General features: G+C 71.1%; 9 protein-coding genes and 1 other RNA gene. 2 read left to right on the top strand and 8 right to left on the bottom strand.

Going from position 1 to position 14030, the window contains the following annotated elements:
* Positions 1–80: 80 nt before the first annotated feature.
* From ACAM51_RS03820 to dnaX, 5 genes are all read right to left on the bottom strand, one after another.
* A complete protein-coding gene (locus ACAM51_RS03820; RefSeq protein ID WP_218341610.1) occupies positions 81–1133 on the bottom strand; it encodes an ABC transporter substrate-binding protein in 1053 nt (350 codons plus the stop codon).
* A 171-nt stretch (positions 1134–1304) separates the two neighbouring features.
* Positions 1305–1730: an MAPEG family protein gene (locus ACAM51_RS03825; protein ID WP_218297649.1), complete on the bottom strand. Its 426-nt coding sequence runs from the start codon at positions 1728–1730 to the stop codon at positions 1305–1307.
* Between the two features lie 100 nt (positions 1731–1830).
* Positions 1831–2421 carry a recombination mediator RecR gene (gene recR / locus ACAM51_RS03830; protein WP_369642779.1) on the bottom strand — a complete coding sequence of 197 codons (591 nt, stop codon included), beginning with the start codon at positions 2419–2421 and terminating at the stop codon, positions 1831–1833.
* A 158-nt stretch (positions 2422–2579) separates the two neighbouring features.
* On the bottom strand, positions 2580–2912 hold the full coding sequence (locus tag ACAM51_RS03835) for a YbaB/EbfC family nucleoid-associated protein (RefSeq protein WP_010457931.1): 333 nt from the start codon (positions 2910–2912) through the stop codon (positions 2580–2582).
* 228 nt (positions 2913–3140) lie between these two features.
* Positions 3141–5108, bottom strand: a complete 1968-nt coding sequence (gene dnaX, locus ACAM51_RS03840; protein WP_369642780.1) for a DNA polymerase III subunit gamma/tau — start codon at positions 5106–5108, stop codon at positions 3141–3143.
* 228 nt (positions 5109–5336) lie between these two features.
* Between dnaX and ffs the strand changes: the two genes are divergently transcribed.
* Both ffs and ACAM51_RS03850 read left to right on the top strand, forming a co-directional pair.
* Positions 5337–5433, top strand: an RNA gene (ffs, locus tag ACAM51_RS03845) — signal recognition particle sRNA small type.
* A gap of 249 nt (positions 5434–5682) precedes the next feature.
* Complete coding sequence (locus ACAM51_RS03850) at positions 5683–6438, top strand: hypothetical protein (protein ID WP_369642781.1); 756 nt, start codon at positions 5683–5685, stop codon at positions 6436–6438.
* Positions 6439–6582: 144 nt separating this feature from the next.
* On the opposite strand, the gene ACAM51_RS03855 is transcribed toward ACAM51_RS03850, so the two are convergent.
* The 3 genes from ACAM51_RS03855 to ACAM51_RS03865 are packed head-to-tail and all read right to left on the bottom strand — an operon-like array spanning position 6583 to position 14024.
* Entirely contained in the window at positions 6583–7938 is a 1356-nt protein-coding gene (locus ACAM51_RS03855; RefSeq protein WP_218297652.1) for a TIGR03862 family flavoprotein, read from the bottom strand.
* Positions 7939–7983: 45 nt separating this feature from the next.
* Complete coding sequence (locus ACAM51_RS03860) at positions 7984–11472, bottom strand: UvrD-helicase domain-containing protein (RefSeq protein WP_369642782.1); 3489 nt, start codon at positions 11470–11472, stop codon at positions 7984–7986.
* Positions 11469–14024: a PD-(D/E)XK nuclease family protein gene (locus ACAM51_RS03865; protein ID WP_369642783.1), complete on the bottom strand. Its 2556-nt coding sequence runs from the start codon at positions 14022–14024 to the stop codon at positions 11469–11471. Before ACAM51_RS03865 ends, ACAM51_RS03860 begins: the two co-directional genes overlap by 4 nt.
* Positions 14025–14030: the final 6 nt, after the last annotated feature.

Consider the following 14030-nt stretch of genomic DNA (forward strand, 5'->3'; position numbering starts at 1 on the left):
CACTTCATGTCTCCAGCGCCCGGCCCCCGCCCCACGGCAACGGCCGCCGCAAAGCGCCTCCGAGAGGCGCCGCCGCACGTTCAGACGCTGAATTTCTGGCGCGCCTTGCGCACGAAGTCGTTGGTGTAGGTGCGCGCCAGCTCCACCTTGAAATCCCCCAGCTCGGGGTGCACGCGCGCCAGCACGCGCAGCGCCGTGGCCGCGCCGTCGTCGGGCATCACCCCGTTGGGCGAGTAGGTTTCCCGCACGCGGCTGAAGGCGGCCAGGTACAGCCCCCGGTCGCCCATCAGGTAGCCCGCGGGCACGGCCTTGACAAGGTCGGCAGGGGCCGCGGTCTGCAGCCACTTGAGGGCGTGCACGATGCCGTTGGCCAGCGCCTGGGCCTGGGCGGCGTTCTTTTGCAGGAAGGCCTGCGGCGCGTAGAGGCAGCTGGCGGGCATCGCGCCGCCGAACATCTCCTGCGCGGCCTTGAGCGAGCGCATGTCGGCCGTGATGCGGGTGTCCGCCTTCTGCTCCAGCAGCGTCATGATCGGGTCGGCATGGCACAGCGCATGCACCTGGCCGGAGCGCAGCGCATTCATCGCGGCCATGCCGGAGCCCACGCCGACAAAGGCCACATCGCGCGGGCCCAGGCCCGCGCGCGCCAGCACCAGGCTGGCCGCCAGGTGCGTGGACGACCCCGCGGACGACACCCCGATGCGCCGCCCCTGCAGGTCGCCGAGATCCTTGTAGGCCGGCAGCGACCGCAGCGAGACCCCCAGTGCCAGCTGGGGCGCGCGCCCCTGCACCACCAGCGACCGGAACGCCTGGCCCCGCACCTGCTGGCGGATGGTGTGCTCGAAGGCGCCGGCACAGACATCGGCCGCGCCCTCCTGCACCGCCTGCAGCGCCAGCGCGCCGGCCGAGAAATCGCGCACCGTCACGTCCAGCCCCTCGGCGCGGAAATAGCCCAGCTGGACAGCGAGCGCCAGCGGCAGGTGGTAGAGCACGCCCTGCCCGCCCACGGCGATCGTGACATTGCCCAGTGCCGCGCCTTCAGCCTGTGCCCGCACGGCAGCCGGCGCGAACACCGCGGCCGCCGACAGGGCGGACACGGCACCAAAGGCGCGGCGGGTGAGCAAGGGGCGGGTCATGGCAATCCGGAAAAGTATCGATGCTGCATTGCAACAATCGTGCCGCAGAGCGGGCCAGCCCGCATCAGGGGGATTCCCAGCGGGTTTCTACGTACCAGGGTCGAAAAACAGGGGCGCCGGCCCCGGGCGAACCGGCCGTCCTGGCCCTTTGCAAGCCAGGCGCGGCGCGGGTCAGCGGTAGCCGACGAACAGGATGGCGATGTTGACCAGAAACGCCCCGGCCCAGATCGCGCTGCGCACGGTGGGCATGTCGGAAACGTACATCATGATGTAGAAGATGCGCAACATGACATACAAAAATGCCAGGATGTCCAGCAATGTCTGCCCCGCCCCCAGCAGGTGCGCAATGATCACGGCGCCGATGAAGAACGGCAGTGCCTCGAAGCTGTTGGCCTGCGCCGCATTGGCGCGGGCCCGCCAGTCGGTCTGACGGGCCATCCAGGCGCGGGGGTCCCGGTTGTCGAAGCCCCCGTCCTTGCGCGGCTTGCCGAAGCTGCCGCTCTTGGCCAGCCAGGCACAGGCGATGGGAAGCAGTGCCGCGATCAGCACGCACCAGTAGGCCACTGTGAACCGTGCGACATGCATGGTGGTATTCATTTTCAAGCCTTTTCGGGCCCCAGCGCTTTATAGATAAGCGCTGGCAGCTATTAAATTGTGAGTATTCTAGCCGCCGTGGCGCCCTTTTTCCACGCAGGGCCTAGCGGCGGTCCACCAGCGCATGCGCAATCGTGCCCAGGTCCACATATTCCAGTTCGCTGCCCACGGGCACGCCGCGCGCCAGCCGCGTCACGTGCAGCCCCCGGCTCTTGAGCGCCTCGCTGATCACATGGGCCGTGGCCTCGCCTTCGGCATTGAAATTGGTCGCCAGGATGACCTCCTGCACCGTGCCATCGGTGGCGCGGCCCATGAGTTTCTGCAGGCCGATCTCCTTGGGGCCGATGCCGTCGAGCGGGCTCAGGCGCCCCATGAGCACGAAGTACAGCCCCTTGAACGCCCCCGTGCGCTCCAGCGCCGCCTGGTCGGCCGGCGTCTCCACCACGCACAGCCGCGTGGCGTCGCGCGCAGGGTCCAGGCAGGTGCCGCACACCTCGGCCTCGGTGAACGTGTGGCAGCGCGCGCAATGGTGCACGGTGCCCACCGCCTCGCCCAGCGCCCGCGACAGCGCCAGCGCCCCCTCCCGGTCATGCTGCAGCAGATGGAACGCCATGCGCTGCGCAGACTTCACTCCCACCCCCGGCAACCGGCGCAGCGCCTGGATCAAGACATCAAGGGAATCGGAAGCAGACATGCAGGTATTGGTTTTCAAAAACTCCGCCCTCAAGGGCGTAGCGAGCGGGATCAGCTGCCAGGCGGCCGGAGCGCAGGAACCGCAGCGTACTTCCTGTACGTGAGGCTTGCGAGCACCGCCCAACGACGCAGATGGCCCGCCCCGCTCGGCAGCCAGCCTCAGAAGGGGAATTTCATGCCGCCGGGGAGGCCTGGCATGCCTTGCGTCAGCTTGCCCATCTTCTCCGCCGAAGTCTCCTCTGCCTTGCGCACCGCCGCATTGAACGCCGCAGCCACCAGGTCTTCGAGCATGTCCTTGTCTTCGGCCAGCAGGCTCGGGTCGATGGTGATGCGCTTGACGTCGTGCTTGCAGGTCATCAGCACCTTCACCAGGCCGGCACCCGATTCACCTTCCACCTCGATGAAGGCCAGCTCGTCCTGCGCCTTCTTGAGGTTGTCCTGCATCGCCTGGGCTTGCTTCATGAGACCGGCGAGTTGTCCTTTGTTGAACATGGTGTGTTTCCTTTGCTTCTTTCTGGTTGATCGATTCCCACGAAGGGACAGAGATTCGGTATCCGAGATGCACGGTATTGTGCTGTGCAATGTCAGCGGCCGTCGAAACTGGCACACCCCAATCCAGTGCACTCGTGGAGCTGGCCGTGCCAGGCCACCGAGTGCGTCCGCCTCCCGCGAAGCGAGAGAGGGGGAAGGCGCCGAAGGCGACTCAGGGGGAGCTTCATCTCACGCAGGCTTGATGCTGCCCGGCACGATTCTCGCGCCGTAGTCGCGCATCAGCGATTGCACATAGGGGTCGTTGTTCACGATCTCTTCGGCGCGGCGCTGGCGCTCGGCAGCGGCGGCCGCATTGCGGCGGGCCGGGCTGTCGATGACATTGCCCACCTCCACACTGATCTGGGTGGCGTGCCCCGCGGCCTCCAGCGCGGTGCGCAGGCGCTCGCGGGCGGTGGGCTGATTGAGCGACTCGCGCTCCACGCGCAGCAGCCAGTGGCCACCGTCGCGCGCCACCAGCTGCGACTGCAGGGCCAGCTCACGCACCAGCGCGGTGATCGATTCCGCCGCCACCATCTGCTGCACGGTGGCATGCCAGACATCGCCCTCCTCGGTGGGCGTGTAGCGCGCGGAAACAGGCGCGGGGGCCGAAAGCGGCAGCGGTTGCAGCCGCTCCCCGGGTTCGGGCGTCTCGCGCACCGGAATCGCTACGAATTCAGGAGCACCCTGCGCATGCGGGGACTGCGCTGGGGGCCGATTTCGCTCAAACCGATCGGACGTGCGCACCGGCAGCGCGGTGGCGGCCGAGGGGGCAGGCGCCGCGGCGCCCGGCTCGTCCGAGCCCGGCCAGGGAGGTGGCTCGGAGGCATCGGCGGATTCTGGTGAAGGGGCGTCTTGCGCCAACGCCGGGGCCACGGCGGGCTCCGGCGAAGCCGCCGGCACCTGGGGAGGTGGCGCGGCGGCCAGGGCCGGGGGAACCACGGGTGCCGGCATGGCGGCATCCGCCGCCGCGGGCACCGCGGAAACCGCCGGTGGCGGGCCAGAAGACGCCGCTTCAGGCCGCGTCAGAGTTTTTTTTTCAGCCGTTTCGCCCGAAGGCTTGAACGCCAGCAAGCGCAGCAGCACCATGGTCAGCGCCGCATACTCATCGGGCGCCAGGCCCAGTTCGCCGCGCCCGTGCAGGCACAGGCTGTAGAGCAGCTGGGTTTCGTCGGCGGGCATCAGGCCGGCAAGCCGGGCCGTTTCCACCGCCTCGGGGTCGTCGGCATCCACGGCAGCCGCCATCTGCGGCACGGCCTGGAACACGGCCATGCGCTGCAGCACGGCGCTCATCTCTTCCAGCGTGGAAGCGGCAGACAGGCCATTGAGGCGCAGCGTGTCCGAGGTTTCCACCACCGTCTTGCCATCGCCACGGGCCAGCGCGTCGATGAGGCGAAACACGTAGGAGCGGTCCACCGCGCCCAGCATCTGGCGCACGGCGGCCTCCTGCAGCTGGCCGCTGCCAAAGGCGATGGCCTGGTCGGTGAGCGACAGCGCATCGCGCATGGAGCCACGCGCCGCGCGCGAGAGCAGGCGCAGCGCCGGGGGCTCGGCCGGCACGTTCTCCGACGCCAGCACCTGCGTGAGGTGCGACAGCACGGTCTCCGGCGCCATGGGGCGCAGGTTGAACTGCAGGCAGCGCGAAAGGACGGTGACCGGCACCTTCTGCGGGTCGGTCGTGGCGAGCACGAACTTGAGGTACTCGGGCGGCTCTTCCAGCGTCTTGAGCATGGCGTTGAACGCCGTGTTCGTGAGCATGTGCACTTCGTCGATCATGAAGACCTTGAAGCGGCCCTGCACCGGCTTGTAGACGGCCTGTTCCAGCAGGCTCTGCACCTCGTCCACGCCCCGGTTGGAGGCCGCGTCGAGCTCGGTGTAGTCCGGAAACCGGCCACTGTCGATATCGGTGCAGGCCGCGCACACGCCACACGGCGTGGCGGTGATGCCGCCCTGCCCATCGGGCCCCTGGCAGTTGAGCGACTTGGCCAGGATGCGCGACACCGTCGTCTTGCCCACGCCCCGCGTCCCGGTGAACAGGTAGGCATGGTGCAGCCGCTGCTGGGTGAGCGCATTGGTCAGGGCCTGCACCACGTGCTCCTGCCCCACCATTTCGGTGAAATTGCGGGGGCGGTACTTGCGGGCGAGCACGAGATAGGACATGGGGGGTGATTCTAGGGCCCATGGCGTACCGGGTCTGGGTGCCGCGGCCCGCCATCCGCGAAAGCCCTGCGCCGCCCGATACCGGCTCGCGCGCCCACGCCAGACACGCCGCCCAGGGGCCGCCCCTGGCGTGGGCAACGCCGCGCTGGCGTCGTCGCCCTTTGCAATTGCAGGCCATTCGAGAGGAGTAAAAAATGGCGTCCTGTTCAGGAGGTAGAATCCCATCCTGACGGGCCTCCCCGCATGGTGAAGCGGCCAACCGGGTCAGGTGGGGAACCAAGCAGCCCTAACTGTGGAGTCAGTGCCGGGGGTAAGGCTCGTCAACTTCTCTTTTGTTGCCTGCGCGGCGTGCCCGCGAGCGGCATTCCTGGCGCGGTGTTGTCGCGCATCCCCTCCCCCACCCCGTTCGCCTTCGTGGCATGTGCTGGCTGCCTCCAGCGCGCACAGGCACGCGGCGCGAGCGCATGTCAGTCCTTTCCCACGCTGTTTTGCGGCTTTCGGGATTGCGCCGCCCCGGGCGGCAGGCGCACACTTTGTTGCATCGCTTCATCCTTTCTTTTCATCGGGTGCCGCCATGTCAACCCCCCTGACTGCGCAAGTGATTTTTTCCTTCCGTTACCGGCGCGCCTTGCCGGCGCGTGCGCGCCGGCCGCAAGCCCTGGCCCGCATGCTGCCGGCGCGCCCGGTGGTAGGCTGGCTGTGCCTGGCCGTCGCGGGCGCGGCCTGGGGAGCCGACTCCCAGTTCGCCGACGAGGCGCGGGCCAGCCTGGAGCAGGAAACGGCCCGCCTTTCCGCCGTGTACGAGGTCCACAGCGTCGAGCTGCCCAGCATGGGCGAGACGGCCCCGCCATGGGCTACCTCGGGAGCGGCCCAGCCGGGCAGCAGCTTCAACAGCACGCAGCACATCGGCGTGACGCGCTGGCTTACGCCCGAAACGTCCGATAGCGGGGGCCGATTCGGGCTGTCGCTGGGCATGAGCGCGCCGGCGCCCTCGGCCGCTGGCGCCCCCCTGGCGGGCGGCGCCCTGCCCCCCGCCAGCCTGGACCTCGGGGTTCGCTGGCGGTCCCGCCTGGACAGCGGGCGCCATCTGGACATTTCCGCCTGGACACGGCCTCTCCCGGCAGGCCAGCCCCAGGACGCGATGGGCATGATCTGGCAGTCGCAGCCGCCGACGTATGGAACCCGGGTGGAGGTGCAATGGGCCTCCTCCCGCACCCGGGGGCTGGTGCCCGAGTTTGGCGCCATCGGCGTGCAGCTGCAGGGCGGATCGCGCCTGGTGCTGCGGGCGCGCAAGGGCGGTCCGATGCTGTATTACCGCGCCAAGTTTTGAGCCCTCCTGAGCCGCCTTCGGCGTCTTCCCCCCGGGGGGGACGCCTCCGGTGGACCGGCGCAGCCGGATCCACGGTGGCGGTGGCGGCGTGTCAGTTTTGAACGCCGAAGGGAACTGCCATCTGGATGAAGGAGCCGCCGAAAGCTACACCCCGCGTTGGCGAATCCAGTCCAGCGCGCCGTGCCCGGCCACGCGACCACTCGCCAGACAAGCCGTGAGCAGGTAGCCGCCGGTGGGGGCTTCCCAGTCGAGCATCTCCCCCGCGCAGAACACGCCGGGCGCGGCGGTGGCCATGAGGCGGGCATCGAGCGCGTCAAAAGCCACGCCGCCCGCGGTGCTGATGGCCTCGTCCAGCGGCCGCGCGGCGACCACCGTGACGGGCAGCGCCTTGATCGCGTGGGCCAGCGCCACGGGGTCGTTCATCCCGTCCTTGCCCAGGTGCTCGTACAGGATGCCGGCCTTGATGCCGTCCAGCCCCAGGCGGCTCTTGAGATGGCTGGACAGCGAGCGCGACCCGCGTGGATGGCGCACCTCCACCAGCACGCGTTCGGGCGTGTGGTCGGGCAGCAGATCCAGGTGAAAAGTGGCATGGCCGTGGGCCTCGATCTCGTCGCGCAGCAGGTGCGATGCGGCATAGACCAGGCTGCCCTCCACGCCCGTGGCCGTGGCCACGAACTCGCCCCGGCGGCTGAAGGCGCGGCCCTGGCTGTCGGTGAACGCCAATGCCACCGTCTTGAACGGCTGGCCCGCGAACCGTCCGGCGAAGTGGGGCGTCCAGCCCGTGGCGGGAGCAGGTGTGCGGCCGATGAGCTCCTGCAGGAACGCGCGGCGCGTCTCGCCCGCAGGCACATCGCCACGAAGCACGTCGAAACCGCAGTTGGCGGGGCGCAGCGGCGCCACGGCAAGCCCACGCCCGGCCAGCAGGGGCACCCAGGCGCCGTCCGAGCCGAGGCGCGCCCAGCTGCCGCCCCCGAGCGCCAGCACCACGGCGCGCGCCTGCACCCGCTCCTCGCCCGACGGCGCGGCGAAGCGCAGCGCGCCATCGTCCGCCCAGCCCAGCCAGCGGCGGCGCATGTGGAACACCACGCCCTGCCCCCGCAGGCGCTGCAGCCAGGCGCGCAGCAGCGGGGCGGCCTTCATGTCGGCCGGAAAGACCCTGCCCGAGGTGCCCACGAAGGTCTCCACCCCCAGCCCCTGCGCCCAGGCGCGGATCTCGGGCCCGCCCCACGCGGTGAGCCAGGGCTCGACCTGCGGCTGGCGCTCCGCAAACCGGGCGGCGAACGGCGCATGGGGTTCGGAATGCGTGAGGTTCAGCCCCCCCTTGCCCGCCAGCAGGAACTTGCGCCCCACCGAGGGCATGGCGTCGAACAGATGCACCGCCACGCCCGCCTGCGCCAGCACTTCGGCGGCCATGAGCCCGGCGGGGCCTCCGCCCACGATGGCGACGTCGCAGTGCAGGCCGGCCACGTCGTCGGGGGCGGGAGGAAGGGAAACATTCATGGGGAAAACCTTTGGATGGAAGGCCGGCAATCGGGAAAAAAAGCGTCAGAACAGGGAACCCTGGGGCGAATCGTCGGGGCCGGGTCCCCGCGGCAGGGGCAGCGGCGGCGGCACGGCCCCGGGTTCCTGCGCGGCGGGGGCGAGAGTATGCCGCAGCGCGGCCTCTGCGCCCTGCACTGCATCGGGCCCGGCAGGCACGGCGTCGGGCACGGGCACGAGGCGCCCGTCGCCCGTGAGGAAGGCCGCGCGCACGCGCTCGCCGGGCGTCTGCCCCTGCACGGCGCTGCGGTAGCGCTGCAGCTGGGCCAGCAGCGCGGGCTGGCGCTCGGGCTCGGCCGCGCTCTTGTAGTCCAGCACCCACCACCCGGCGCGTTCGGGCGGCTGGTGGCAATGCACCAGGCGGTCCAGCCGCAGGCTCAGGCCCTGGTAGCGCAAGGGCGCCTCGTTGATGGCGGTGTCCACGGCCGACGCCTCCCAGGCCCAGGCGCCTTCGCCCGCCAGGATGCGCTGCGCGGTCAGCGCGGCGTGCCGCGCGGCCGCGATGGTGATGTCGAAATCCCGCGCCAGCCGCGCCACCCGCGCGGGCGGCCAGCCCTGGGCGCGCAGCTCCACCAGCGGGGCCCCCGCCACGCCCGCCTGCTCCAGCAGCTGGTGCATGGCCTCGCCCAGCCGGGACTGCGGCGTGGAGGCAGCCGTGGCATCGCCGGGGTCGGCGGCCCGGTCGGCATCCACCGGCCCCGCGGCGGGCGCCGCGCGCAGGTGCTCCGGCAGCGGCGGCAGCTCCGCCAGCATGAAGTGATCGTGGCGGCCCGGCCCGGCCAGGGTTTCGCCCCCGGGCGCGCCAGGGCCCTCCTGCACGGCGATCTCGGCCGCCAGCGGCGCCAGGCGGTTCCACCAGCTGCCCGGCGCGGATGCGGCCGGCTGCACGCTGGACAGCGCCAGGCAGTGCTTGGCCCGCGTCATCGCCACGTAGAGCATGTTCAGCTCTTCGCGCTGGCGGGCCTGCTGCTCGGCGGCCAGCACTTCCACGGCGCTGGGCGGCGGGTTCGATTCGCTGGCCAGGAAGACGAACGCCCTGGGCACGGCCTGCTCGCCGGGCCAGTCCACCAGCACGCCCATGGTCTCGGCCTTCTGGGGGCGGGTGTCGGTGTCCAGCAGCAGCACGCAGCGCGCCTCCAGCCCCTTGGCGCCGTGCACGGTGAGCAGGCGCACCGCCTGCGCATCCACCCGGCCCGGTGCGCGCACGCCGCCCTTTTTCATGGCACGCACAAAGGCGTAGGGCGTGAGGTAGCGGCCGCCGTCGTGCTGCAGCGCGGCCGACAGCAAGGCGCGCAGATTGGCCTGCACCGCGGTGCGCTGCGCGGCGGGGGCGGCCGCCGCGAAGCGGGCCAGCACATCGGCGTGCTGGTAGATGGCGTGCAGCGCGTCGTGCGGGGGCAGGCCATCCACCCAGGCCCTGTATTGAGCCAAAACGGGCCCCAGCGCTTTCATTTCATGCGGTAGCAGCTCACTTTTCTGTAGCAAATCAAACCAGCTGCAGGCAGCGTGTTCCGGCTGGCGGCGCAGCAGCGCCAGGGTCACCAGGGCCTCGTCGCCGCAGCCAAACAGGGGCGAGCGGAGTGCCCGAGCCAGGGAAAGGTCGTGCCCGGTGGACACCAGCGCATCGAGCAGCGCCACGATGTCCTGCACCTCGGGTGCGTCGAACAGGTCGGCCTTCTCGGGCTGCACGCAGGGCAGGTGCAGGGCGCGCAGGGCCTCCTGCAGGGCGGCGAGCCGGTCGCGCTTGCGGGCCAGCACCAGCACTTCGTGGGGCGGCGTGCCCTGCGCGATCTGCGCCGCCACCCACGCGGCGGCCTGTGTGCATTCGCGCATGCGCTGGGTTTCCTCGGCCTCGTGGCGGGGCTCGGTCAGGCTGTCGCGCCAGGCGAAAGGGTCCGCGCCCGCGCCGCCGCTGCCGGCATCCGGCGGCAGGATGGCGGGCAGGCGCAGCAGCACGCCGGGGTCCCTGGACTCGGTGGTGTGGTCGCGAAAGCCGCTGGTTTCGTGCTGCGCCTGGGCGGTGCCCATGACGTGGTTCACGGCGGCGATCACGCCCGTGGCGTTGCGGCGCGTGTGGTCGCAGCTGAGCAGGTCGCCCGCGAGCCCATGGCGCACGAAGGCCTGCGCGGCGATGAACACCTGTGGCTCGGCGCGGCGAAAACGGTAGATGCTCTGCTTGGGGTCGCCCACGATGAACACGCTGGGCGGCGTCTGGCCGCTGGCGCCGCCGCCCGAACCCGCATAGCCCGACAGCCAGGCGTGCAGCGCCTGCCACTGCAGCGGGTTGGTGTCCTGGAACTCGTCGACCAGCAGGTGGCGCACGCGCGCATCGAGCCGCTCCTGCACCCACCCCGAGAGGATGGGATCGGACAGCATGACCAGCGCCGTGCGCTCCACGTCGTTCATGTCCACCCAGCCGTGCCGGTTCTTCACGGCGGCAAATTCGCCGATCAGGCAGCGTGCCAGGCGGGCCATGCGCTGCTGGTGCTGCCAGGCCTCGTGCTGGCGCCGCGCCAGCAGCAGGCGCTGCAGCTCGGGCTCGGCTTCCTGGGCGGCTGCGAACTTCTCGAGGTTCTTGGACAGCCGGTCTTCCTTGGCCACGAACATCGCCTTGCGCAGCAGGTCCAGGCGCAGGTTCGGGTCGCCGCAGGCCAGCGCGTCCACGATGGCGTCCGCCGCCTTCTGGGGTGTCTTGTTGGTCTCGGCCCCCAGCGCCCTGGCGCGCGCCAGCCAGCGCTGGTGGCAGGCATCGCCCTGCAGCGCGCCGGCGGGCTCATCCAGTCCCGCCAGTTCCGGGCAGTGCGCCTGAAAGGAAGGCACCGAGGCATCGAGCACGCCCGCCGCGTCGGCCAGGTCGAATTCCACGCGCTTGGCCAGCGCCGCCGCCAGCGCCTTGTGGGTCTGCGAGCGGCCGTGGCGGGCTACCACGGCCTCGTAGTCGGCCCGCAGGCCGGCGCTGGTGGCCACGGTGTGCAGGAACGGGGCCCACACCTCACGCACGGCCTCGGCATCGTCTTCGAGGAGCTCAAAATTGGCAGGCAAGCCCTGGGCCTGCAGCAGTGCCAACGGGGCCGTGCCGAGCAGCGCTGCAAACCAGCTGTGGAAAGTGCGGATCTGTACCGGGCGGCCACTGGCCAGCATCTGGCGGTATAGATTTTGTAGCGCCTCGCGCTTGTCCTGAGCGCGCTCGGGGCTGATTCCTCTTGCCACCAGCTCGCGGGTGAGGTCTTCCAGGGGAGCCTGGGCAAAGGCTTCGAGCCATTCCTGCAGGCGCTGGCGCATTTCACCGGCCGCCTTCTTGGTGAAGGTGATGGCCAGGATCTCGTGCGGCGCGGCGCCATCGAGCAAGGCACGCAGCATGCGCGACACCAGCATCCAGGTCTTGCCCGCGCCCGCGCAGGCCTCCACCGCCACGCTGCGCGCGGGGTCGCAGGCAATGGCGTAGAACGCCTCGCGGGAAACGGGGTGGCCGTTGTGTTCGTAGGCAGCGTTCATTCCCAGAAATCCTTGCGACACAGGCCGCGCGCAACGCAGTAGTCGCAGACCATGCCCTCACCCAGCGCGGGCATGGGGTCGCCCGCAGCGATGCGTTCGAAGTCGTGCTGAATGCCCTCCACGAGCAGGTCGCGCAGGTGCACCACCTCTTCCTGTTCGTGCATCTGCGTCTCGCCCCGCTCGCCCACGTTCACGTACGCGGCGCGCAGCGTGTCGTGGCTCAGCAAGGCTGCGTAGAACGCGAGCTGGGTGTCTTCCGCGCCCGCGCCGATGCGCTTGCGCGTGACGGTGTCGTTCTCGGTCTTGTAGTCGATGACCAATGGCATGGGCTCGCCGGTGGACGAGATGGCATCGATGCGGTCGATGGTGCCCACCAGCTGCAGGGCACCCAGCGGCTGGCGGGTCTGCACCTCGGCCTGCCGGAAGTGCCCCCCGGCCTGTTCATGCTGCGCAAGCCAGCGCAGGTAGCCATCGCGCACCTGCGGCCAGCCCGCGGCGAACGGCAGGAAGTCGCCCTCCCCCAGGCCCTGCTCCAGCGTGACGGCCTGCGCGGCGCTGTCCATGCGCGCCGCGCGCGCGCCCGCGTCGTCCGTCGGCTCGGCCAGCAACGCCTCATGGAAGTGCTGCAGCACCGCGTGCAGCCAGTTGCCGAAGTCGCGCTTGTCCACCTCGGCGGCCAGCTCGTCGGCCTCCTGCAGGCCCAGCTGGCGCAGCGCAAAGAAGCGGTAGGGGCAATGCCGCAGGTCGGAATAGGCCGTGGACGACAGGCGCTGGACAGGCAGGGCACTCCCGTCGGGCCCGGGGCGCGGGGTGGGCGCGGTCGGCACGGTGCGCGCGCGGCGCCCATCGGTGCCAGGGCGGGCGGCGCCATCCAGGTGCAGCGCCAGCACCAGCGCGCTGGCCAGCAGGGGCTCGCCACCTTCGTCGCCCGTGCGCCACAGCACATCCACCTCGGGTGTCTGCAGGGCGTAGTGCCAGGCCGCGCGCTGGGCGGCCTCGAGCGATCCGCGCGTGGGCAGGCCCCAGGCCTCGCGCTGGGCCGTGGTCCAGTCGCCCGTGGGCTCCGGTGACGACTGGAGGCGTTTTTCGTCGCACCCGGGCAGCACGAGCGCCGCAAACGGCCGTGCCAGCAGCTGCGGCAGGGGCAGGACGACCACGGGCGCATCGCCCGCGAGGGCCGGCACGTAGCGCGCGGCCTCGCACACCTCGCTGGCCCAGCGCGTGAATTCGGCGAGCGCCATGGGCCGCCCCGCGCTGTCCCAGCCGTCGAGCTCGGCCTCCTGCCCCGCCTGCAGGCGCAGCGCGGCCAGAACGCGGGCGCCCGCGTCATCCGCCTCCAGTTGCGCCCATTGGCCGCTGGCCTGCAGCAGCAGGCGCAGGGCCTGCAGCCACTGCGCCAGCGGGCGGGGCGCGCGCAGGCCCTCACGCCAGCCCTGCGCGAGCGCCACGCACTGCGCCAGGGCCGGCTTGCCGGACCAGTCGCGCTGCGCCGCACCGGCCCAGTTCGCCACCGGGGCCTTGCGCAGCGCGCGCTCGAGCGCATCGAGCGCTGGCGCCGCCACGGCGGGGGCGTGCTTGAGCCAGTCGAGCACTTCATCCGCATGGGCATCCCATGCGCAGGCCTTGAGTGCGGCCATCAGCTGCGCGGCGGCGCGGGTGGTGGACAGCGTCCAGCCGTTTTCGTCGCGCACCGCCACGCCCGAGCTTGCCAGGTGCGCGCCAATGCGGCGCGTGAGAGCCCGGTCGTTGGCCGCCAGCGCCACCGGTGTGCGGCCCGCCGCCACATGCGCCAGCACGCAGGCGGCGGCCCGCTGGGCTTCGTCCTCGGCATCCTGCGCGGCATGCAGCGCGACCCGCCCCATGGGACCTGGATCGCCAGGCCCGGGAGGCAGCGCCAGGGCCGTGGCCTTGTCGCCCCAGTGGTTCTGCAAGGCCTGCGCCAGGGGTTCTGCCTGGAACCCGTGCAGCACCACCAGCGCGTCCACGGACTCCCGCACGCCGGCCTCGAACAGCACATCGGTGGCATGGCGCGAGGCAAGCACCCATTCGAGCGCAATGCGCGCCACGACGGCCTCGAAGCGCAGCGCCGAGGCGCCATCGGCCTCGGGCAGCAGGCCGCGCGCATGCGCGGCCCATGCTGGCCGCTGCGCGGGCGGCACCGCGGCCACCACGGTCGCCAGCTGCGCCGCGGCCTCCTGCAGCGGCGCGGCCATCACGTCGCGCTGGGCCGAAAGGCCCGCGCGGTCCAGCAGCGCCCGCGCCGTCAAGGTGTCGCGCGCCACATCCCCGGCCAGGTCGTCGCCCATGGGCACGAACGCCGCCAGCTGCCGTGCCCAGTTGCGCGTTGTTTCAAACCGGGGAGCAAAACCGTCCGCATGGAACAGGGCCCAATAGCGCTGCGCCCACGGCATGAGCTGGGCATAGGGGACCAGCACCACCGTGCGCGCGGGATGCGCGCCCTGCTGGCGCAGGTGCCCGGCCACCTGTCCCAGCACGCGCCGCCACAGGGGCACCAGGGCTGCGCACTGATCGCTTTTCGCTATGACAGTCATAGCGTC

This window comes from Acidovorax sp. A79, from assembly GCF_041154505.1.
Taxonomy (GTDB): Bacteria; Pseudomonadota; Gammaproteobacteria; order Burkholderiales; family Burkholderiaceae_C; genus Acidovorax.